Source organism: Flavobacterium sp. MR2016-29 (assembly GCF_015350695.1).
Lineage (GTDB): Bacteria > Bacteroidota > Bacteroidia > Flavobacteriales > Flavobacteriaceae > Flavobacterium.
This window is the reverse complement of record NZ_JADKPU010000004.1, coordinates 39,297-60,542: the sequence shown is the minus strand read 5'-3', so window position 1 is coordinate 60,542 and position 21,246 is coordinate 39,297. Positions and strand designations below refer to the sequence as shown.

Below are 21,246 nucleotides of genomic sequence, written 5' to 3'. Positions count from 1 at the left end.
TTTTGTAAATTAGAACTTAGAAAATAGTTTTCGTCTACGCATTTTTATTAATAATCTCTTTTTATGAAAAACTTAATCTTAATACGACACGCAAAATCAAGTTGGGAAGCACCTTTAAAAGATTTTGACAGACCTTTAATGAAAAGAGGGATTTTAGATGCCCACGAAGTTTCTTCAAATATTTCAAAATATCTTCCTAAAACATATATTATATGGAGCAGTACTGCGGCGCGTGCCTCAGAGACTGCTCTTATTTTTGCTCAAAACATTTCTTACCCCATAGAAAGCATCGTTTACAAAGACGAACTTTACACATTCGACAGCAAACAGCTCGAAAAAGTTATTAAATCGTGTGATAATAGTTTCGAAAGCGTTATTCTTTTTGGACATAACGAGGCTATTACAAATTTTGTTAATAAATTTGGGGATGTTTTTATTGAAAACGTTCCTACTTCAGGCTTTGTATCCCTGCAGTTTGATACAGAGAGCTGGGATGCTCTAAATAAAGGCAAAACCCATAAAACAATTTTCCCCAAAGATTTAAAATAAATACAGTGTACGAACAGAAATATATCGATAGAGAAAAAAGTTGGTTAGCGTTTAATGCAAGAGTGCTTCAAGAAGCAGCAGACAACACAGTTCCACTTTTAGACAGGCTGCGTTTTGTTGGAATTTTTTCAAACAATTTAGATGAATTTTTTAGGGTTCGTTATGCTGCAATTCGAAGATTGAGTCTTTCTGGTATTTCCGGCGAAAAATATCTTGGCGGCGTTTCAGCGCATCAATTGGTAAAAGATATTACTGAAATCGTGATTCAGCAGCAGTCTGAAAGTTTGCGTATCCTTGGCAATATTGAAACAGAATTAGAAGCAGAAAATATCTTTATTATAAACGAAGATCAGATTAATTGTGATCAGGAAAAATTTCTAAAAGACTTCTTTACCCAGAGATTAAGTCCAGAATTGGTAACAATTATTTTGAATGACCTGGCTGAATTTCCTGTTCTTAAAGATACTTTAGGATATTTAGCGGTTCGTTTGGAGATGAATACAAATGATGAAGTTCGATACGCTGTGATCGAAATTCCAAAAACAATAAACAGATTTGTAGTCTTGCCTTCACCGGATGACAAACATTATGTTATTTTAATTGATGATGTTATTCGTTACAATCTGAAAAACATTTTTAATATTTTCGATTATAAAAGTGTTTCGGCACACATGATCAAAATTACACGTGATGCACAGCTGGATATTGACAGTGATTTGAGCAAAAGTATGCTCGAAAAAATTGCAACTTCGGTTAAAGATCGAAGAATTGGCGAACCAGTGCGTTTTATTTATGATAGTTTAATCGAAGAAGATACTTTGCGTTTCTTTCTTGATAAAATGAAAATTGTAGAGACAGACAGTATAATTCCTGGCGGAAGATATCACAATCGCCGCGATTACATGAGTTTCCCAAATTTAGGAAGATTCGATCTGCTTTATAAACCAAATGAGCCTCTACCAATCCCAGGTTTGAGCTTAGGAGGGAGTATTCTGGAGAAAATCAGCAAAAAAGATTATTTATTGCATGCTCCATATCAGTCATTTTCATATCTAACCAAGTTTTTGCGTGAAGCGGCTTTAGATCCAAAAGTGACCAGTATTAAAATTACTTTATATCGTTTGGCTAAGAATTCGCAGATTATCAGTTCATTGATAAACGCTGCAAAAAATGGTAAAAAAGTAACCGTTCAGATTGAACTTCAGGCGCGTTTTGATGAAGCCACGAATATATCGTACGCAGAACAAATGCAGACAGAAGGAATTGACCTTATTTTTGGAATAAAAGGCCTTAAAGTGCACAGTAAAATTTGTGTAATCGAAAGAGCTGAAGAAGGAAAAACACGCCGTTACGGATTTATTTCGACAGGAAATTTCAACGAGTCAACGGCTAAAATTTATACTGATGTTACACTTTTTACGTGTCATCAAGGGATTTTAAAAGACATTTCTAAAATATTTGAATTCTTTGACATCAATTATAGAGTTCACAGATACAAACATTTAATTGTGTCTCCACATTATACGCGAACCAAATTTATTAAGTTGATCGACCGTGAAATTTTGCACGCTTTAGCGGGCAGAAAAACGCATATAAAATTAAAAATGAATAGTTTATCTGATTTTAAAATGATCGATAAATTATACGAAGCCAGTAATGCCGGAGTTAAGATTCAGCTTCAAGTTAGAGGCATTTGTTCCCTGATCCCAGGAATTCCAGGAATGAGCGAAAACATTGAAGCGATAAGTATTGTAGATAATTATTTAGAACATTCGAGAGTTTACATTTTTGGAAATGCCGGTTTAACTGAAGTATATATTTCGTCTGCCGATTTTATGACCCGAAATCTTGATGGAAGAGTAGAAGTAACGTGCCCGATTTACGACCTTGAAATTAAAAAGGAACTGATCGATAATTTTAATATAGCATGGAAAGGGAATGTTAAAGTGAGATATCATTCCTATAAATTAGATAATAAATATAAGCCTAGAAATCATCATGCCCCATTTAGAGCCCAGTTTGAAACATATAAGTACTATCAAAATAAAATTGAAGCACTTGAACAGGCTCCGCAGAAAATAAATCAATAAAAACCAATTTCAAATCATAAGTGAGCATGATTAATATAAAGAAATTTGCAGCAATAGATATCGGTTCAAATGCCATGAGGCTTCTGATATCGAATGTTGTAGAACAAGACGGAAAAGAACCGCAATTTAATAAAAGTTCGCTTGTGCGTGTGCCAATCCGTTTGGGACAAGATGCCTTTACCGTTGGAGAAATTTCAGCAGAAAATATAGATCGAATGGTTGATGCTATGAAAGCATTTAATCTTTTGATGAAAGTACATAAAGTAGAACGTTATATGGCATTTGCTACTTCGGCCATGCGTGAAGCGTATAATGCTAAAGAAGTAGTGGCTTTGATTAAAAAGAAAGCCGACATTAAAATCGAAATAATTGATGGAAAAAAAGAAGCAGCAATTATCGCTTCTACAGATCTCCATCATTTATTAAAAACTGATGAAACCTATCTTTTTGTAGATGTTGGCGGCGGAAGTACCGAATTTACTTTATTCTCTGACGGAAAAATGATCAACTCAAGATCTTTTAAAGCAGGGACGGTACGTTTGTTAAATGGTATGGTTCACGATGTTGTTTGGGATGAAATCGAAAAATGGATCAAAACTAATACTGCAGATTACGATGAGGTTACCTTAATTGGTTCTGGAGGAAATATCAATAAATTATTTAAAATGTCTGGAAAACAGCAGGAAAAACCGCTTTCATACATTTATATCAATTCGCAATATGCATTTTTAAATTCGTTGACTTACGAACAAAGAATCGCAGAACTGGGTTTGAACTCTGACCGTGCCGACGTTATTATTCATGCGACCAGAATTTATCTGAATGCGATGAAATGGAGCGGAGCGCGACAAATTTACGTTCCAAAAATTGGACTTTCTGACGGAATCGTAAAAGCAATGTATTACGGTAAAATTTAAATAGCAAAGCTCAAATAAATTTAAAATGAATAAAACCAGGCTCGAAGCTTTTAGTGATGGTGTTTTAGCAATCATTATCACTATTATGATTTTAGAAATTAAAGTGCCTCACGGACACGAGTTTGCAGATCTAAAACCGCTTATACCTAAATTTTTGAGCTATATTTTAAGTTTTATTTATGTTGGAATTTACTGGAACAATCATCATTATCTAATTCATAGCCTAACTAAAATAAACGGAAAAATCCTTTGGGCAAATTTGCATTTGCTTTTTTGGCTATCATTAATTCCTATTGCAACTGGCTGGATGGGAGAAAATAATTTTGCAAAAGCATCTATGACTTTGTATGGAGTGGTATTGTTTTTATCCTCAATTGCTTATTTTATTTTACAGCGAATTATAATTAGCACTGAAGGAAAAGATTCAGTATTGGCAAAAGCAATAGGAAACGATTTAAAAGGAAAAGCTTCGTCAGTTTTATGTGTTGCCGGTGTTATTTTTTCTTTTTATAACGAATGGATTTCTGGCGCTGCTTATCTTACTTTAGCATTATTATGGCTGATTCCTGATAAAAGAATTGAACGAATTACTTCAAAAAATTAGGTACTGCATTCGATTTCAACAATCAAGAATTATATTTTGCTGTCAAAAAATAATTAATAAAATTGGTGTTTGAAAAATTAAGAATGTAAATCCAATCCAAAAGTAGAACGCAAAAGTTCAATGTTTGGATTTATTTCCAATAAACGATTGTATCGATCTTGATCGTTAAAGCTTCGTTTGCTTTCAATTTTTTCGTTTACAACAACTTCAATTGTAATATCGTGATTGTGCAAATGTCCTTTTAAATGTCCTAAAAGACCGTGAATCTGACTTTCAAAATCTAGTTTAGATCCTTCATTTGGCAATTCAAGCGTAATTACTGTTCCGTTCAAGGTTGGATCGTTAATTAGCAATAACGATTCCATGATTTTCAAACCTTTATCTCCTAAACGCTGTGCGTATTTATTCCATTCCACTAGCATATCAGTTTCGTTAAACTCTTCTGTTGGCAATACTGAAGAAGGCTTTACGTAAGATTTACTGCTAGCTTCCAACTCTTTTTTCTTGCGAATGCTAGATAAGGAAAACGCCGAAATTTTTGGTTCGCTGCTTGTTTGTAAATTTTGAGTTATGGGTTTTGAATTTTGAGTTTCAGTTGGGGCTTCAGGGATTTTAACTGTTTTATTCTCAATATTAGAATTGTCATTGTCATTTTGATTGACATTGCTGTTTTCTTTTTCGTTTGGAATTTGGGATTTAGTATTTGGAACTTCTACAATAGAATAACCGCCATTTTTAAAATAGGTAGGCGGAATTATGAATTGCTCAACTTTTTTTTTTCTCCATCAAAGTTGATAGAGGCTAATTGCATCAAACATAATTCGACCAAAAGTCGCTGATTTTGGCTTAGTTTGTATTTTAAATCGCAGTCGTTTGCAATGTCAATCCCTTTAAGTAAAAAATCTTGAGAGCATTTTTGAGCTTGAACGCCATACATTTGCTGTGCTTGTTCTCCAACTTCAAGTAATGAGATTGTTGCAGGAGTTTTGCTCACCAATAAATCTCTAAAATGTGAAGCCAATCCAGCAATAAAATGATGTCCGTCAAAACCTTTAGACAAAATATCATTATATGCTAATAAAAGATCCGGAATTTTATTTTCTAAAAGTAAATCGGTAATGCTGATATAGGTTTCGTAATCTAAAACGTTTAGGTTTTCAGTTACGGCCTGACGTGTTAAGTTTGTACCGCAGTATGAAACTACACGGTCAAAAATAGATAAAGCGTCACGCATTGCACCATCAGCCTTTTGTGCAATAATGTGCAAAGCATCGTCTTCAAAATTGATTCCTTGACTTGTGGCAACTTCTGCTAAATGTTCTTTAGCATCTTTTACGGTAATTCTTTTAAAATCAAATATCTGACAACGTGATAAAATCGTTGGAATAATCTTGTGTTTTTCCGTTGTTGCTAAAATAAAAATAGCATGTTTTGGCGGTTCTTCTAATGTTTTCAAAAAAGCATTAAAAGCAGCCGAAGACAACATATGAACCTCGTCAATAATATATACTTTGTATTGTCCAGTCTGAGGCGGGATTCTAACTTGATCAATCAAGCTTCGAATATCATCAACCGAGTTGTTTGAAGCGGCGTCTAACTCAAAAACGTTAAAAGCAAAATCTTCATTAGGATCATCATATCCAGGCTGATTTATTTTACGAGCCAAAATACGCGCACAGGTAGTTTTTCCAACTCCACGTGGTCCTGTAAATAAAAGGGCAGAAGCAAGGTGATTGCTTTCGATAGCATTCAACAACGTATTGGTAATGGCTTTTTGCCCCACAACATCCTTAAAGGTCTGCGGGCGATATTTACGAGCCGATACTACAAATTGTTCCATGTTCTTTTTTATTCGATAGCAAATATAGGCTGAAAATTACCAAATCACAAATCTGAAATTGATAAATGTTTGAGTTGTTTTGAGTGTTTTGAATGTGAGTGTTTAAGGTTTTGTAATTATTATATTGTATGTAATGAAATTTGAAAAAATAAGTTTTGAATCTTGATTTTTGTGTGTAATTAGTTAAATTGATCTATGTAAATTTTGTGAGAATTATTATTTTAATTTATATTTTTGTTTGAGTCAAATATTTAATATCAAGAAATTTGATTGCCAATTCTTAACTGAATATAAGCTGCTAAAATTACAGACATGAAACTATTTTTATTGACTTTATTATTTGTCACTTCTTCAATTGTAAAATCGCAAACCACAACACAAACAAGTCCTGTTTACCAATTGCGTATTTATGAAATTTTTGAAAATAACAAGAAAGAATTTCATCAGCGATTTCGGGATCATGCAATGCAAATAATGAAAAAATATAACTTCAATATCAAGTCTATTTATGAATCAAAATCAGATAAGAAAACAGAATTTGTTTATTTTTTAGAATGGCCAAATGAAGCCACAATGAAAAAAGCCTGGGCAGATTTTAAAGCCGATAAAGAATGGATCGAAATTAAAAAACAATACACAGCAAAATATGGCGATGTAGTTGGAAACGTTGAAGATCGGGTTTTGACAAAGGTTGATTATTCTCCGAATTAAGGTTAAAAAAGAATCGCGCAATCCCAATAATTGTCTGAATAAAGGCATAAAAGAATAAGAAATATGCTTGATCTGCTAAATCTGCGGGAAACAAAAAAATAAAGCTATTCGAGAAATTTATTGTAGAAGTATTAAAGATGTTTTTCTTAATTTAATGATTTTGGTTGCAAGCGCTCCTTTTAATGAAAGCAATCTAAATCAAAAAAATCTTAAAAATGAAAACTCCCAACCCAATCCTAACCATAAACCAATCTGAAGGCCAAAAACTAAAAATAGCCGGAGGAAATTACAGAATCATCATTTCAGGAAAACAGACAGATGGAGAATATGCTGTAATCGAAATGTCGGTTCCTCCGGGCGCGGGACCCAATCCGCACTCGCATGCTGATTTTACAGAAACTTTTTATGTGCTCGAAGGCGAAGTTACTTTTAAATCGGAATTAGGAACTTATATTGCAAAGAAAAGTTCTTTTGTTAATATTCCGAAAGGCGGTATTGTTCACGGTTTTAAAAATTTGAGCAATGAAACGGCTAAATTATTATGTACCGTAACGCCAGCCGGATTAGATAATTTATTTGAGGAAATGGCCGCATATCTTGAAACAGCTTCTACAGATACAGAAAAGGAAACTCAGGAAAAAATTAATGCCCTTTTTGGAAAATACGGACAAAAAATCTTTCCTGAAAATTATTTGGATTAGATTGTCAAATTGTTTCCTGCCATTCTAAAAGCTTTATCAGCTGTTAAAAATATAAAATTGTAAGATTATTATGTAATAATTGATATTTTAATTCGTTTTAAATTTAGTGTTTTAATCAAATAAAAAAATATCATTATGAAAATTAAATCTATCTTATCAGGAATGGGACTTGCTTTGCTTCTTGTGGCTTGTGGTCCTAAAGATGTCGATATCCAAAAGGATATTGATGCAAAAATAAGTGGTCTGCCAGGAGTAGAAGTAACAGTAGTAAAAGGCGTCGCAACTATTTCAGGTACTTGTAAAGATGAGGCCTTGAAACAAAATGCAGAAAGTATTGTAAAGGGAGTAAAGGGAGTTAAAACTGTAGTAAACAATTGCGAAATCGCAGCTCCAGAACCTGAAGTTACTGCCGTTCCTGTTGAAATTAATTCGGATAGTGTATTAACGACTTCAGTAAATGAGGTTGTAAAAACGTATAACGGCGTTACTGCAACTGTTGCAAATGGTGTTGTAACACTTACAGGAAATATCAAAAGAGACCAATTGCCTAATTTGATAAAAAGTGTTCAGGAATTGAAACCTAAAAAGGTTGAAAATAAGTTAACTATTAAATAGATCCATCATGAGTTTACAAGATAAATACAAAGAGTTAACAGATTTGGCTTCTAATTTAGGAATTTCGAATTTGCAAGTAAGAGAACAAGACAATGTATTATATATTGACGGAGCAGCAAAATCTGCGGATGATAAAGAAAAACTGTGGAGTGCTTACGGAAAAATAGATCCAGATTTTAGATCCGCAGATGTGGTAATGAATATTACTGTCGATGAGGGAGTTACAACAGAATACACTGTTAAAAGCGGTGATTCTTTGTCAAAAATCGGAAAGGAATATGGTATTTCGTGGCAAACAATATACGAAGCCAATAAAGATGTTATCAAAAACCCAGACCTGATTCAGCCAGGCTGGAAATTAAAAATACCAACTGCGTAATTTTTGTGCGTTGTTCTAAAGCCCATCAATGATGGGCTTTTTTTATGAATAATGTTTAAACGCAAAGCTTAAACTTATTTTACATCTTGCGTTCCTTTGCGGTTAAGTTTCTCTTTATTTTTGAAGTTAATTACCTTCCCTTAATACTCAAATCAAATAAAAATTTTGCTGTTTCTTGATCCGAGTCGGCGGAGAAACCAGCTACGTAAACTCCTTTTTTGCCTGATGTTGATTTAATTCCGTATACAACTGCCTCATCGCCTGGGTCTGATTCCCCTTCGTATCGATACACATGTACAATTTCAAATTTTTCAGGATTTTTTTTAATCATGTCTGAGTTTAGATTAAAATCACAAGTAAATCCTTTTTCATGCAATTGATCTAAAGCTTTTGAAACAGTTGCGTAATGATACATTCTTGTCATGATAATGAATTTTAAAATTATGGATTTTAAAGATAACTAATTTAAAATTAAAACGTTGCGAATTTTATACGAAAATCTAAAATTTAAAAGCGGCATTCTTAGCTGATAAATCGCTACTTTTGCCGCGCAGACCGCCTTATCGTCGTTCCGATTCATCGGGAGGGAGGAAAGTCCGGACACCAAAGAGAAGCATAGCGGGTAACACCCGTCGGCGTTAGAAATAGCGCAAGGACAAGTGCAACAGAAAGTATGTACAGGTAATGCTGTAGTGAAACCAGGTAAACTCTATGCGGTGAAATACCAAGTATATCAGCATTTAAGGGCTTCTCGTCCGTTGTTGAAGGGTAGGTAGCTCGAGTCCCGCAGTAATGTGGGATCTAGATAAATGATAAGGCTCTGATTTATCAGAGACAGAATCCGGCTTATAGGTCTGCATTTTTTATATATTTGTGAAGTCTCTAATCTATCTTCATGAATATAACTACTCCAACCGCTGGTGAAAAATTTAAAAAAAGTACTTTTCGCGCAGTAATAACCAATCTTACTTTTTGGGTTTTAATAGCCATTATTGCTGGAGTTCTGCTCGGACATTTCTCACCAGAGAACGGTGTAAAGATGGAAATCATCGGAAAGACTTTCGTTGATATTATCAAACTTTTTATCGGCCCGATTATTTTCCTGACAATCGTTCTGGGAATATCTGGAATGGGAAACCTTAAAAAAGTGGGACGCATTGGTGTAAAAGCTTTAGCTTATTTTGAAGTTGTTTCTACAATAGCTTTGGGAATTGGAGTAGGAGTTGCGTATTTTTTTCAGCCTGGAAAAATAGACAGAACTGGATTAACACTTCAGGATCCAAGTAAATATACAAATACTGCTGCAGAGAATTTTTCATGGCTGCAGTTTTTCTTTTCTAATTTTACTTTGCAGGTTTTATTAGCGGCAATTGTTTGCGGAATTGCCTTAAATTTTTATAAAAAGAGAGAGCAGACCATTCTAGTTTTAGAACGTTTTTCGAAAGTGGTTTTTACTGGATTGAAATATGTAATGTATCTAGCGCCATTAGGAGCTTTTGGAGGAATGGCATACACCATTGGAAAATTTGGATTAGAAACTTTAATTCCGCTGGGAAAACTGATGCTTTGTGTTTATCTCACTATGGCATTGTTTGTATTTTTGATTTTAGGAAGTATTTTGAGATATTATAAAATCAGTATTTTATCGATTTTAAAATACATCAAAGAAGAGCTTTTATTGGTTTTGGGAACTTCATCTTCTGAAGCTGCTTTACCAAGTATCATGGTTAAATTAGAGCAAATGGGTTGTAGTAAATCGGTTGTAGGTTTAGTGATTCCAACGGGTTATTCTTTTAATCTCGACGGAACTTCGATTTACTTGTCAATGTCAGTTATTTTCCTCGCTCAATTGTATGATGTGCATTTGAGTTTTTTCGAAATTTTAAGTGTAATCGGAATTCTGATGGTTACTTCAAAAGGTGCAGCGGGAGTTACCGGAAGCGGATTTATTGTTTTAGCTTCGACTTTGACAGCTTTGCATAAAATTCCAGTAGAAGGTTTGGCTTTTTTATTAGGAGTTGATAAATTTATGAGCGAAGCACGAGCAATTACAAATTTGATTGGAAATACGGTTGCAACCATTATAATTTCGAAAAGTGAACGCGATTTTACAGAGCTTAATTTAGAGCCTATTTTAGAAGAATAATTGCTTCGCGTAATTGGACGCAGATTACACGTATTAAACTGATTGATACAGATTTTTATTAGAATTTAAAATTTTAAATTTGAAAGTTATGAGAAGAATTGGAATTTTAGGAATCGGCGGAGTAGGAGGATATTTTGGCGGACTTTTAGCGAAAGCATATTACAAATCAGACGATATTGAAATTATCTTTATTGCTCGTGGTGAAACGCAAAAAATTATTACAGAAGACGGATTGAAAATAGTTACTGATGAATCTGAGTTAATCGTTTATCCAAAATTAGTCTCGAATAATCCAGATGAAATTGGAGAATTAGATTATTTGATCTGTGCTACAAAAACGTATGATATTGAGGAAAGTTTGCTTTCCCTAAAAAAATGTATTGTTTCTAAAACGGTAATTTTGCCTTTGTATAATGGCGTTGATGCGCCAGAACGTATCAAAAAAATATTCCCTGAGAATGAAGTTTTGCAAGGTTGCGTATATATTGTTTCGATGATTTTATCGCCGGGAACTATTCGAAAAATTGGTTTTTATGAAAAATTGTTTTTTGGATCAAACACAGCACCTGATTCTAAATTAGAAGAATTGCAAAATATCTTAATAAAAGCTAAAATCGAAAGTTATATAGCTGAAAACATTGAAGAAACGGTTTGGGAAAAATTCATTTTTATTTCGGCTTTAGCTTCTGCAACGTCTTACTTGAATGAAAATATCGGCCAGATCTTAGAGAATAAAAAATCTAAAGCTTTATATAAAGAATTACTAAATGAAATTGAAGCTGTTGCCAAAGCAAAAGGATTGAAATTGCCAGAAGATATTGTGGTACAAACTATTGCAAAACTCAAAAAGTCGCCAAAAGATGCAACTTCATCAATGCATAGAGATTTGTTGGCTGGAAGAAAAATAGAAGCGACTTCGCTGACACAATTTGTAGTCAACGAAGGCTTAAAATATGGTGTGCAAATTCCGCTTTACCAAAAAATTGCAGCTGCCTTACTATAAAATTCTAAGATTCGTCTTTTGTAGTACGAACTAAGCTAATTCCAGATGTAAAAAATACGATTCCAAGAATACCGTAAATGATAAGAGATTTAACATCTCTTGTTTCTCCTGAAGTGCCAGCAAATATTACTGCTGTATAAATAAGACCTACAATTCCCAGAACGGTAAGTATTCCTCCAAATAATCTTTTAAGATTCATGATATTATGTTTTAAGGTTCATAACAAATGTATCTGATAAATTCTTTTTGGTTGTTATACAATTGCTTAGGAAACTTATATGATTTGCAGTAAGATAATTTTGGAAAATGGAGTAAAATTTTATTACGAATTTTGTCTTTAATGTGTAAGAAAATATTATGATTTTAATTTGATTGCTTAGTTTAAATACTATTTTTGCCCAAACCAATTTAAAAACCAAAAATGAAAAAAGATTACTTGTTATTAATTCTTTCCGTTTTTTTAATGAATACTGTTCAAGCACAAGAAGAAGCGCCAAGTGTAGAAAAAAATCAGTTTAAAATAAATGCTTTATTGTTACCTGGATTTGTTTACTAGCACGGGTTTTCAGCAAAAAACACTCTTTATTCAGAGGCAAGTTTTATAATTGGTTATCGTCAAAACGATTTTTATGGTGAATCTACATGGTACTTTACTCCAAGAATTACAGAACAATTTCGCCATTATTACAACTTAGAAAAAAGAGCTCAAAAAGGAAAAAAGACAGCATTTAACTCAGGAAATTTTGTTGCTTTACATGCCAATTACGATTTTGAATCTATATCAACAAACGAATGGTTTAATGAACATGTGTCTTCTTTTACTATAGGCCCAGTTTGGGGAATCCAGCGTACATATAAACGAAAATTAAATATAGATCTACATCTTGGAGCCGGAGTAATTATTGATCAGTTTGAAACTGAATTCACCCCTATTGCTAACTTTAGTTTAGGCTGGGTTATTGGAAAATAATTCTCAAATAAACATAGAAAACCTTGATTCGTCAAGGTTTTTCTATTTTAAATTCTAAGCCAATATTACGAACGCTTTCGATTTTGATTTTTGGATCTGAATTAAAATATTTTCGAAGCCTGCTGATAAAAACATCCATGCTTCGGCCTGAAAAATAATCATCTTTTTTCCAAACAGACATTAAAATTTGATCTCTCTTTAATAACTGATTGTGATTCAGATATAAATACTCAATAAGAGAAGCTTCTTTCTCTGTAAGTTGCTGAACGTGATCTTTATTGTTCAGCGTTAATCTTTCATTGTCAAAAATATAAGAACCAATTTCAATTATATTATTTCCTTCAAGACTTTTTTTTTGTTCGATTCTTTTTAAAATATTTTGCAAGCGGAGAACGAGTTCATCAACTTCAAAAGGTTTTACGATATAATCGTCTGCGCCTAATTTTAAACCAATGATTTTGTCTTCTTTTAACTTTCTTGCCGTCAGGAAAATAAATGGAATTTCAGGATTGATGGTAATTATTTTTTCAGCCAATGAAAATCCGTCCAATTTGGGCATCATGACATCAAAAACACAAATATCAAAAGTCTGGTTTTTAAAATAATCTAAAGCTATTTCGCCATTTTCTGCCCAGATTACTTCAAATTGATGCAGTTCTAAATATTGTTTTAAAATTGCTGCAAAATCAAAATCATCTTCAGCTAAAAGTAATTTTTTCAAAATAAGGTAATTAAACTTTTAATAAAATAATAAACTGAGTTCCTTTTCCTAACTCACTCACAACATTAACAGAGCCCTGATGTGCTTTTATAATTTGAGAAACATAGTACAAACCTAATCCTAAGCCTTTTGTATTATGAAGATTTCCTTGTTCTACACGATAGAATTTGTCAAAAAGAAGTGATTGTTTGTTTTTAGCAATTCCAATTCCGTCATCTTCAATGCTGATAGAAAATTGATTTTCGACTATTCTTGTTCTTATAGTGATCGTACTGGAACCATATTTTACAGCATTTTCCAGAACATTCAAAAAAGCAGTTGTCAAGTGGAATTTATCTAAAACTAAAATCGTTTTCTGTGTATGGAAATCGGTTTTAAGATTGATTTTTGGAAACGTAATCTTAAAATCATTGACAATCGAAAGCAGAAAATCTTCGGTTTCGATTTTTTCTTTCTGTAACTCAAGTTCATTTTCGGCTAGAGAATTCGCCATAACCTGATCAATCAAACTTTGAAGACGGTTGTTCTGGCGTGAAATTGTATTAACAATTGCATTAAAATTTTCATCGTTTTCACGGATGTTTTTCTGTTCTAGAATTTTTGTCGAAATCCCTAAAGTTGCCAAAGGCGTTTTGAGCTCGTGCGTAATATTATTAATAAAATCTGTTTTTACATCGCTCACTTTTTTTTGTTTAATTAATGCTTTTAGTGCAATTACAAAAAGTGTAATTAGTGTGAGAATCGATAATAAAGACAGCACTAAAATAAATGCCATTCTTCTTAAAATAATCATTTCCCAATCGATAACCGAGATGTACATCGAATCTTCTGTCAGTAATTTATATTCTTGATTATCAAAGTTTCTGTTTGTCGTTCCAACATAACTTCTCACCAAAAAGGCATTGTTTAAAGAAGTCAGATTACCGTATAATTTGTTTTGAATAAAAGGCTTTTCAGAGAAAATAGTATCAACTTTTCTTGCGTTTTTGTACAGAATAAATTTATTGAGAACAATAGCAAAATCTATTTTGAAATTAGGCAAATCTCTTTCGAATTTTCGTTGGATTTTTTGAGTTAGAGCATCTCGGAATTCATTTTCTAGAATGCCATTTTTAATAGCCAGTTTTGAATTTTTTCCTTTAAGATAATTCTCAGACAGACTCTTGTAAAGCGCTTCTTTTCTAGCAACCAATGCCGAATCAATATCGCTGTAATTATTACTTATTTGTGCAATTTCATTTTTAATCTGCGTATGAAACTGCGCCACTTTATATTCGTAAGCGGTTTTTACCAAATAGCATTGTACCGTCATTAAAACAATTAATGCAAGGACAGAAAATGCGATTAATAAATTGATTCTTTGCTTCATTACACCACGCTGATCAAATTGATTTATACTTAATTATTTTATTTTTTCTCCCAGATTAAACAGATTTTTGCAGATAAAGTTATCTCCAAGTATCATTAAATCTCCTGTATCTGCAAAATCTGTGAGAAACTTATGCATAGCGATCTATAAAATCTACGTGCCATTTCTCGATTCAAAAATAATGCTTTTGTAATACAATTGGCGCGTTAACGCCGCATTAACCTTCAATTAACTTTCGCAACTCTTTTTTAGAAGCATTTTTGCATTGACTAAATCAAAAAATCTACTCATAAAATGAACATTTATTTGCCTTTTAAACTTTTCCTGCTACTTTGGCTTTTTCTGTTTTCTCTATTTGCAAATGCACAGGCAGAAACTCAAAAAGACAGTATTTCAAACCAGTTAAATGAAGTTGTAATTTCTCAAAACAAAAAAACATTTAAGAATAACAACGGAAATATTAAAGTTGATGTATCTAATTCTATCTACAATTCCATTCCAAATACAGTCGATTTATTAGCAAAATTACCTACAGTTCAAATTAGCGCTGACAGAGAAAGTATTTCAGTTGTTGGTAAAGGAAATCCGTTGATTTATATTGACAATCAAAAAGCTGGCATAAATGACTTGAATGCTTTGTCTGTCACCGATATAAAAACAATAGAAATTATTCAGAATCCATCATCAAAATATGAAGCAGAAGGTCGCGTTGTGATTTTAATTACAAGAAAATTTAGTAAAAAAGATAGTTTTAAAACAGAGATTTCTGAAGTGGCATCTTTCAAGAAAAACTACAATAATTATCTCGGATTTAATTTTAGTTTTAAAAAGAACAAATTAGAGCTAAAAGCTAATTTCAACTACAATCGTCTGAATCCGTGGGAAAGTCATAGCATTGATTATCAAATTCCAACAGTTGATATTGCTTCTAAATACGATGTAACTGCTAATACAAAAAGAAAACAATATGTTTTTGGTGCAGGTTTGTTTTACAAAATAAATGAAGATGATTATTTTTCGTTTAGCGTAAATAGCAAGTTGCAAACGGATACTTTTCCAATCAATACAATAACGGATAATAAGAATAAAAATGAAGAAGATAACGTTGTGACTTACACTGACAATGACAGCAAAAAGAATTTTGTAAATACATTTTTAAATTATCAGAAGAAAATAAAATCTATCGATGCACAAGTTTTTACTGGTTTTCAGTATTCTAATTTTGATCAGGGATTGTTTACTGAAGTCAATAACAATTATAATGAAACTCAATTTGAATTGTCACAAATCAGAGATCAAAAATTTCAGATTAATTATTTTTCAGGAAGAATTGATGCAGAGAAAAAATTCAAAAACGAAATGAAATTAGAAGCTGGCGGATTGTATTCAGCAGCAGATTCTAAGTCTGATATTTCGATTTTTTATAATGAAACGAATCAAAATGAATTAAGTTATTATGATTTTAAAGAGGAAAATCTATCTGGATATACGCAATTGTCTGGAAAAATTAAAAAAGCCGATTTTTCTCTTGGTTTCAGAATTGAAAACTCAAAGGTAATTGGAAAATTTAGAACAGATGCATTGCCTTTATTAGATAAAAATTACACCAATTTTTTCCCGAAGGCACAATTTAGTTTTCCAATAGATAATAGCATTAAAAGTATTTCTGTAAACTATGCCAGAAGTATTTCACGGCCTAATTATTCCTCTTTAAGTCAGGGTTCAACTTACATTAATCCCTATTTTTTGTATGCAAGAAATATCAATTTGGGTCCCACAATTATAAATGAAATTTCGACTACTTTTCAGTACCATGATAAATCGGTTAAATTTAGTTTTACAAAAGCTAAAGATCCTGTTTACAGTAGTTTTACTTTTGATGATCAAAATAATATTATGACTTTTAAGGATATAAATTTTGATAAAAGTTCTGGATTTACTGTAGATTTTACATTGCCATTTTCCTATAAACTCTGGACAACAACGAATTCATTGCTTTTTATTTTAGAAAAGGTTGAAGATGATTCGGCAGTATTTCTTGCTTCTAAACCTTATTCGTATTATAGTTCAACCAATGAATTTAAACTTCCAAAAGAATATGCTCTGGTTTTAAATTTTTGGGGATTAACAAAACAATATACAGGTGTTTTTGAAACAGCGCCAAGATTTGTAGTAGATATGGCGGTTTCAAAAACCTTTTTCAAGAACTGGAATTGTACTTTAAGCTTCAATAATATTTTTAAAAATAATATTCAAACAGAACAATTTACAATAAATGGAATTAATTCTAAAGCAAGGTATGTTGTAGATAATCAGGAAATTTCTCTGGCAATAAAATATTCTTTTGGAAAAATAAAAGAAACAAAATTTATAGAAAAAAGTATTGATGAAAATCAAAACAGAATTAGATAAAATAAAAAAAATCCCTTAAATTTCAGGGATTTTTTTATAATTGAAAGCAGCTATTATCCTTCGTCTTCTTCAGTAACTTTTATTGAAGAACCAGGAAGTTCTTCATCGTCATCAGTTGAGTTCAATTCGAAGAAACTGAAAAAAGAACCTCCGTAACTTTTCTGAAAAGAAAAATTACTTAAATGTTCCATTTTGGTATATTTTGAATGTTCGATAACCATCATGCCGTCTTCATGAAGCAAATCTCTTTCGAAAACTGTTAAAACGATTTTTTCAAAAGTTGCCTGATCTAATCCGTAAGGAGGATCAGCAAAAATAATATCATAAGAAGTTTTGCAGTTTTCTAAAAATTTAAAAACATCGCTTTTTGTTGCAGCGATATCAAAATCGTATTCTGATGAAACTTGCTTGATAAATTTCACGCATCCAAAATCGCCATCTACAGATGTGATTGGAGCGCTTCCTCGTGAAGCGAACTCAAAACTGATATTGCCGGTTCCCGAAAATAAATCCAAAACCTTTAAGCTGTCAAAACTAAAATGATTGTTCAAAACATTAAATAATGCTTCTTTACTCATGTCAGTAGTTGGTCTTACAGGAAGGTTTTTTGGTGGAAAAATGCGACGTCCTTTGTATTTTCCTGATATGATTCTCATGATTGAAATAAAATATAATGTTTCTGATTTTCTGCAGTTGAAAAGCTGTTTTTTTGCTGTAAAGTGCTTACATCCAAGAAGGATATATTACGAATGTATTTGTATGCAATAGCATAAAAAGGATCGTTTTTGTCAATAATGCCTAATAATTCAAGTTGAAAAATCTCTGGATTTAAATTTAATTGTTCGGCAGTAAAAAGCAGGTAATAAATAAAATCTTCTGGAGTCTGATACTCAAAAGAATTGAATAACAGCAGTTTTTGATTTTGTACTACTATAATTTCAAAATGTACATTATTGAAATTGACAACCATTTTCTTTTCGTCATTATTACGAGAAGCATCTAAAATTTTCTCTACTAAAATACTGTTGGCATGTTTGTAATCGAAAGCACCAAACTGATCAATAAAAAAATTATTGATATTGACATACGGAATGTAAACCGCATTCATTTGATAATTAGAAACTTGGTCGTAAGCAAAAAAATCAGTTTCAAAAACCTTTGTATTGTATTGTAGATAGCTTCCCAGATAATTTTCATCAAACAAGGCCGTTGGTACAAAAGTCGAAAGATTGTTATTGTGGATAACTAAAATTTCGTCGTAAGTATCTTTTAATTCAGGATGATTGTTGAAAGCATCTCCAAACAATTCTTCAATTTTAGTTGCTTTATGAAAAGTATCGAAATTAATTTCTTTTAAAGTAGTAATCGTATTATTTAAAGTATCAAAACAACAAAACGACAATCCGGTCAAAGAAACCTGAATAGAAAGTTTTTTGTAATTTTTTGAAGTGATGTTAGTATTTTGCAATGACATATTGATTTACAATTCGTTACCTGTTTTACAAGAAAGAATTTAAGGCGATTACAAACTTACAAATTAAAAAGGAACTATTACAATTGCAATTTCAAAAAACAATTTCAATTGCATTTTAAAATAGGGTTAAGTTTTCTTTACTATATGAGCAATATAAGTTCATATTAAATTCCGGTTGATTCGATTTGAACTTAAATTAACTTGTATTTCTTATATGGTTTAAATTAAATTGACGTTGACAATGCCGTTTAAAAAACCGTACTTTGTATTTCAATTTAACCCTATGAATTCATCACTGTTTTACGGCGTTTTACAAAAAAGATTTCCCTTTGCACCAACATACAAACAGGATATTTTTTTTCAAAAAATAGCTATTTTCCTTACCGATACGCATAACGATACCATTTTTGTACTGAAAGGATATGCAGGAACAGGAAAAACTACTGTGATTTCGACTATTGTAAATAATCTGGGAGATATTAATAAAAAGTTTGTTTTGCTGGCACCAACCGGACGAGCGGCAAAAGTAATTGCAAATTACTCGAATACGCCCGCATTTACGATTCATAAAAAAATATACTTCCCTAAAAAATCAGCTGGTGGAGGCGTGGCTTTTACAAAGCAATTAAACAAACATAAAAACACCATTTTTATCGTCGATGAAGCCTCGATGATTTCAGATAGCAATTCAGATTCTAAATTGTACGATAACGGATCGCTTTTAGATGATTTGATTCAGTATGTTTATTCTGGAACCAATTGCAAAATGATTCTTTTGGGAGATACAGCACAGTTGCCTCCTGTTAATTTAGATATTAGCCCGGCTTTAGATGTTCAAACATTAGGTATTCATTACAATAAAGAAATTGAACATATAGAATTAGATGAAGTAATGCGCCAGGAAGAAAATTCTGGAATTTTATTCAACGCAACAGAACTTCGTGAATTATTGAAAGAAAGCTTTATTACAGAGTTTAAATTCAATGTGAAAAAGTTTAAAGATATTGTTCGCCTGACAGACGGTTACGATATTCAGGATGCGATAAATACAGCTTACAGTAATTATAGTATTGAAGATACGGCTTTTATTGTGCGTTCGAACAAACGTGCAAATCAGTATAATGAACAAATCAGAACAAGGATTTTGTTTAAAGAAAGCGAACTTTCTGTTGGCGATTTTTTGATGGTAGTGAAAAATAATTATTTCTGGCTAAAAGAAACTGACGTCGCCGGTTTTATTGCCAATGGAGATATTATAGAAGTTTTAGAACTCTTTGGAATTAAGGAATTATATGGATTTAATTTCGCAAAAGTAAAAATTAGAATGGTCGATTATCCCGATCAGAAACCTTTTGAGACGGTTTTACTATTAGACACCATTAAAAGCGAATCTCCGTCTTTAACTTACGAAGAATCAAATCGTTTGTATGAAGAAGTGATGAAAGATTATGAAGACGAAACAACAAAATATAAGAAGTTTCAAAAAGTAAAAGAAAACGAATATTTTAACGGATTGCAGGTGAAATTCTCCTACGCCATTACATGTCATAAATCGCAAGGTGGACAATGGAATACCGTTTTTGTAGAACAGCCTTATTTGCCAAACGGAATCGATCGCGATTACATCAGATGGTTATACACAGCTATGACTCGTGCCAAAAATAAATTATATTTGATAGGATTTAAAGACGAAAGTTTTGAGGAGTAAAAACACTACTAAGTCCACTAATTAGCACGAATTATTTAAGTTCAAGATTTGTGTAAATCTGTAAAATTCGTGTTTTAAATAGTATAACAATGACAACACTAAACGACCTACATTCGATTTCATCAATGTTTTCGAATACTGATAAAATGCCGGTTTTGTTTTTAGGACACGGCAGTCCGATGAATGCAATTGAAGAAAATCAGTTTGTAGCTGGTTTTCGCAATTTGGCTAAAACATTGCCACAGCCAAATGCGATTTTGTGTATTTCGGCGCACTGGTTTACAAACGGAACAAAAGTTACTGCAATGGAAATGCCAAGAACAATTCATGATTTTGGAGGTTTTCCGCAGGCCCTTTTTGATGTTCAATATCCAGCAAAAGGGAGTCCAGAATTAGCGGTTGAAACACAGAAAATCCTAGATCCTGTAATGGTCGAATTAGATGAACATTGGGGTTTAGATCACGGCGCTTGGAGCGTCATTAAGCATTTGTATCCGAATGCAGATGTTCCTGTAATTCAATTAAGTATCGATTATACCAAATCGGGTCAGTATCATTTTGAATTGGCACAGAAACTGCAAGCATTACGTTATAAGGGCGTTTTAATTATTGGAAGCGGCAATATTGTGCATAATCTTAGAATGGTCGATTTCAGAAATTTTGATAAAGACAATTACGGTTACGATTGGGCAATTGAAGCTCGTGAAACTGTGAATAATTATTTGCTTGATGGAAATTTCCAACCTTTAATTGATTTTGAAAAATTGAATAAAGCCATTCAATTAGCAGTTCCAACACCTGAACATTATCTTCCGTTATTGTATACGTTAGGATTAAAAGATAAAGCTGATGATTTAAGTCTGTTTAATGATAAATTACTGGCAGGTTCATTAAGTATGACTTCAGTTAAATTGATGTAAAAAAACTTTGAGAATTTCTGTCAAAACTCTGTGCATCTCTGTGGTAAAGTTATAACGCAAAGTGACACAAAGTCTTTCACAAAGATTCGCAGAGAAAAATAAATTTAAAAATAGTAG

23 protein-coding genes and 1 other RNA gene are annotated in these 21,246 nt (G+C 32.3%); 16 read left to right on the top strand and 8 right to left on the bottom strand.

Annotated features, from left to right (window positions below):
- The first annotated feature begins 63 nt into the window (after positions 1-63).
- The 4 genes from IR010_RS11035 to IR010_RS11020 are packed head-to-tail and all read left to right on the top strand — an operon-like array spanning position 64 to position 4,160.
- Positions 64-549, top strand: a complete 486-nt coding sequence (locus IR010_RS11035) for a SixA phosphatase family protein (protein WP_029273645.1) — start codon at positions 64-66, stop codon at positions 547-549.
- 5 nt (positions 550-554) lie between these two features.
- Positions 555-2,639: a polyphosphate kinase 1 gene (gene ppk1, locus IR010_RS11030; protein ID WP_029273644.1), complete on the top strand. Its 2,085-nt coding sequence runs from the start codon at positions 555-557 to the stop codon at positions 2,637-2,639.
- Positions 2,640-2,665: 26 nt separating this feature from the next.
- Complete coding sequence (locus IR010_RS11025) at positions 2,666-3,556, top strand: Ppx/GppA phosphatase family protein (RefSeq protein ID WP_029273643.1); 891 nt, start codon at positions 2,666-2,668, stop codon at positions 3,554-3,556.
- A gap of 25 nt (positions 3,557-3,581) precedes the next feature.
- Entirely contained in the window at positions 3,582-4,160 is a 579-nt protein-coding gene (locus IR010_RS11020; RefSeq protein ID WP_029273642.1) for a TMEM175 family protein, read from the top strand.
- Positions 4,161-4,237: 77 nt separating this feature from the next.
- On the opposite strand, the gene IR010_RS11015 is transcribed toward IR010_RS11020, so the two are convergent.
- Together IR010_RS11015 and dnaX are read right to left on the bottom strand one after the other, a co-directional pair.
- Positions 4,238-4,654: a hypothetical protein gene (locus tag IR010_RS11015; RefSeq protein ID WP_029273641.1), complete on the bottom strand. Its 417-nt coding sequence runs from the start codon at positions 4,652-4,654 to the stop codon at positions 4,238-4,240.
- Positions 4,655-4,914: 260 nt separating this feature from the next.
- Positions 4,915-6,000 carry a DNA polymerase III subunit gamma/tau gene (dnaX, locus tag IR010_RS11010; RefSeq protein WP_029273640.1) on the bottom strand — a complete coding sequence of 362 codons (1,086 nt, stop codon included), beginning with the start codon at positions 5,998-6,000 and terminating at the stop codon, positions 4,915-4,917.
- 312 nt (positions 6,001-6,312) lie between these two features.
- On the opposite strand from dnaX, the gene IR010_RS11005 reads away from it, so the two are divergent.
- From IR010_RS11005 to IR010_RS10990, 4 genes are all read left to right on the top strand, one after another.
- Positions 6,313-6,711 carry an NIPSNAP family protein gene (locus IR010_RS11005; protein WP_194603794.1) on the top strand — a complete coding sequence of 133 codons (399 nt, stop codon included), beginning with the start codon at positions 6,313-6,315 and terminating at the stop codon, positions 6,709-6,711.
- A 215-nt stretch (positions 6,712-6,926) separates the two neighbouring features.
- A complete protein-coding gene (locus tag IR010_RS11000) occupies positions 6,927-7,412 on the top strand; it encodes a cupin domain-containing protein (protein WP_194603792.1) in 486 nt (161 codons plus the stop codon).
- A 135-nt stretch (positions 7,413-7,547) separates the two neighbouring features.
- Positions 7,548-8,027, top strand: a complete 480-nt coding sequence (locus IR010_RS10995; RefSeq protein WP_194603789.1) for a BON domain-containing protein — start codon at positions 7,548-7,550, stop codon at positions 8,025-8,027.
- Between the two features lie 7 nt (positions 8,028-8,034).
- Entirely contained in the window at positions 8,035-8,406 is a 372-nt protein-coding gene (locus IR010_RS10990; protein ID WP_194603786.1) for a LysM peptidoglycan-binding domain-containing protein, read from the top strand.
- Between the two features lie 130 nt (positions 8,407-8,536).
- On the opposite strand, the gene IR010_RS10985 is transcribed toward IR010_RS10990, so the two are convergent.
- On the bottom strand, positions 8,537-8,830 hold the full coding sequence (locus tag IR010_RS10985) for a hypothetical protein (RefSeq protein ID WP_029273635.1): 294 nt from the start codon (positions 8,828-8,830) through the stop codon (positions 8,537-8,539).
- A 123-nt stretch (positions 8,831-8,953) separates the two neighbouring features.
- On the opposite strand from IR010_RS10985, the gene rnpB reads away from it, so the two are divergent.
- The 3 genes from rnpB (at position 8,954) to IR010_RS10970 (ending at position 11,555) form a co-directional block, all read left to right on the top strand.
- Positions 8,954-9,271: RNase P RNA component class A (rnpB, locus tag IR010_RS10980), an RNA gene on the top strand.
- Between the two features lie 30 nt (positions 9,272-9,301).
- Positions 9,302-10,552, top strand: a complete 1,251-nt coding sequence (locus IR010_RS10975; RefSeq protein ID WP_194603783.1) for a cation:dicarboxylate symporter family transporter — start codon at positions 9,302-9,304, stop codon at positions 10,550-10,552.
- Positions 10,553-10,640: 88 nt separating this feature from the next.
- On the top strand, positions 10,641-11,555 hold the full coding sequence (locus IR010_RS10970) for a ketopantoate reductase family protein (protein WP_194603780.1): 915 nt from the start codon (positions 10,641-10,643) through the stop codon (positions 11,553-11,555).
- Between the two features lie 4 nt (positions 11,556-11,559).
- Here the strand turns inward: IR010_RS10970 and IR010_RS10965 are convergent, their stop codons facing one another.
- The gene (locus IR010_RS10965) at positions 11,560-11,754 is read right to left on the bottom strand and encodes a hypothetical protein (protein WP_029273632.1); all 195 of its coding nucleotides are present in this window, start codon (positions 11,752-11,754) and stop codon (positions 11,560-11,562) included.
- Between the two features lie 222 nt (positions 11,755-11,976).
- On the opposite strand from IR010_RS10965, the gene IR010_RS20225 reads away from it, so the two are divergent.
- Both IR010_RS20225 and IR010_RS20120 read left to right on the top strand, forming a co-directional pair.
- On the top strand, positions 11,977-12,111 hold the full coding sequence (locus tag IR010_RS20225; protein WP_255526340.1) for a hypothetical protein: 135 nt from the start codon (positions 11,977-11,979) through the stop codon (positions 12,109-12,111).
- Positions 12,112-12,363: 252 nt separating this feature from the next.
- Entirely contained in the window at positions 12,364-12,525 is a 162-nt protein-coding gene (locus IR010_RS20120) for a hypothetical protein (protein WP_228515143.1), read from the top strand.
- Between the two features lie 31 nt (positions 12,526-12,556).
- Here the strand turns inward: IR010_RS20120 and IR010_RS10955 are convergent, their stop codons facing one another.
- A complete protein-coding gene (locus IR010_RS10955; protein WP_194568954.1) occupies positions 12,557-13,246 on the bottom strand; it encodes a response regulator transcription factor in 690 nt (229 codons plus the stop codon).
- 10 nt (positions 13,247-13,256) lie between these two features.
- A complete protein-coding gene (locus IR010_RS10950) occupies positions 13,257-14,615 on the bottom strand; it encodes a sensor histidine kinase (RefSeq protein WP_194603777.1) in 1,359 nt (452 codons plus the stop codon).
- A gap of 294 nt (positions 14,616-14,909) precedes the next feature.
- On the opposite strand from IR010_RS10950, the gene IR010_RS10945 reads away from it, so the two are divergent.
- The gene (locus IR010_RS10945; protein WP_194603774.1) at positions 14,910-17,027 is read left to right on the top strand and encodes an outer membrane beta-barrel family protein; all 2,118 of its coding nucleotides are present in this window, start codon (positions 14,910-14,912) and stop codon (positions 17,025-17,027) included.
- 53 nt (positions 17,028-17,080) lie between these two features.
- On the opposite strand, the gene IR010_RS10940 is transcribed toward IR010_RS10945, so the two are convergent.
- Together IR010_RS10940 and IR010_RS10935 are read right to left on the bottom strand one after the other, a co-directional pair.
- Complete coding sequence (locus IR010_RS10940) at positions 17,081-17,683, bottom strand: RsmD family RNA methyltransferase (protein WP_029273627.1); 603 nt, start codon at positions 17,681-17,683, stop codon at positions 17,081-17,083.
- A complete protein-coding gene (locus IR010_RS10935) occupies positions 17,680-18,501 on the bottom strand; it encodes a DUF3822 family protein (protein ID WP_029273626.1) in 822 nt (273 codons plus the stop codon). Before IR010_RS10935 ends, IR010_RS10940 begins: the two co-directional genes overlap by 4 nt.
- Before the next feature lie 283 nt (positions 18,502-18,784).
- On the opposite strand from IR010_RS10935, the gene IR010_RS10930 reads away from it, so the two are divergent.
- Together IR010_RS10930 and ygiD are read left to right on the top strand one after the other, a co-directional pair.
- Positions 18,785-20,209 (top strand): ATP-dependent RecD-like DNA helicase, encoded by a 1,425-nt coding sequence (locus tag IR010_RS10930; RefSeq protein WP_029273625.1) that lies wholly within the window; start codon positions 18,785-18,787, stop codon positions 20,207-20,209.
- 89 nt (positions 20,210-20,298) lie between these two features.
- A complete protein-coding gene (gene ygiD / locus IR010_RS10925) occupies positions 20,299-21,129 on the top strand; it encodes a 4,5-DOPA dioxygenase extradiol (protein ID WP_194603771.1) in 831 nt (276 codons plus the stop codon).
- Positions 21,130-21,246 lie beyond the last annotated feature (117 nt).

Bases quoted from the DNA above. Each gene is read 5' to 3' on its own strand.
- IR010_RS11035 (WP_029273645.1), top strand. From the start codon at position 64: ATGAAAAACTTAATCTTAATACGACACGCAAAATCAAGTTGGGAAGCA.
- IR010_RS11025 (WP_029273643.1), top strand. From the start codon at position 2,666: ATGATTAATATAAAGAAATTTGCAGCAATAGATATCGGTTCAAATGCC.
- IR010_RS11020 (WP_029273642.1), top strand. From the start codon at position 3,582: ATGAATAAAACCAGGCTCGAAGCTTTTAGTGATGGTGTTTTAGCAATC.
- dnaX (WP_029273640.1), bottom strand. From the start codon at position 6,000: ATGGAACAATTTGTAGTATCGGCTCGTAAATATCGCCCGCAGACCTTT.
- IR010_RS11005 (WP_194603794.1), top strand. From the start codon at position 6,313: ATGAAACTATTTTTATTGACTTTATTATTTGTCACTTCTTCAATTGTA.
- IR010_RS11000 (WP_194603792.1), top strand. From the start codon at position 6,927: ATGAAAACTCCCAACCCAATCCTAACCATAAACCAATCTGAAGGCCAA.
- IR010_RS10995 (WP_194603789.1), top strand. From the start codon at position 7,548: ATGAAAATTAAATCTATCTTATCAGGAATGGGACTTGCTTTGCTTCTT.
- IR010_RS10990 (WP_194603786.1), top strand. From the start codon at position 8,035: ATGAGTTTACAAGATAAATACAAAGAGTTAACAGATTTGGCTTCTAAT.
- IR010_RS10985 (WP_029273635.1), bottom strand. From the start codon at position 8,830: ATGACAAGAATGTATCATTACGCAACTGTTTCAAAAGCTTTAGATCAA.
- IR010_RS10975 (WP_194603783.1), top strand. From the start codon at position 9,302: ATGAATATAACTACTCCAACCGCTGGTGAAAAATTTAAAAAAAGTACT.
- IR010_RS10970 (WP_194603780.1), top strand. From the start codon at position 10,641: ATGAGAAGAATTGGAATTTTAGGAATCGGCGGAGTAGGAGGATATTTT.
- IR010_RS10965 (WP_029273632.1), bottom strand. From the start codon at position 11,754: ATGAATCTTAAAAGATTATTTGGAGGAATACTTACCGTTCTGGGAATT.
- IR010_RS20225 (WP_255526340.1), top strand. From the start codon at position 11,977: ATGAAAAAAGATTACTTGTTATTAATTCTTTCCGTTTTTTTAATGAAT.
- IR010_RS10950 (WP_194603777.1), bottom strand. From the start codon at position 14,615: ATGAAGCAAAGAATCAATTTATTAATCGCATTTTCTGTCCTTGCATTA.
- IR010_RS10945 (WP_194603774.1), top strand. From the start codon at position 14,910: ATGAACATTTATTTGCCTTTTAAACTTTTCCTGCTACTTTGGCTTTTT.
- IR010_RS10940 (WP_029273627.1), bottom strand. From the start codon at position 17,683: ATGAGAATCATATCAGGAAAATACAAAGGACGTCGCATTTTTCCACCA.
- IR010_RS10935 (WP_029273626.1), bottom strand. From the start codon at position 18,501: ATGTCATTGCAAAATACTAACATCACTTCAAAAAATTACAAAAAACTT.
- IR010_RS10930 (WP_029273625.1), top strand. From the start codon at position 18,785: ATGAATTCATCACTGTTTTACGGCGTTTTACAAAAAAGATTTCCCTTT.
- ygiD (WP_194603771.1), top strand. From the start codon at position 20,299: ATGACAACACTAAACGACCTACATTCGATTTCATCAATGTTTTCGAAT.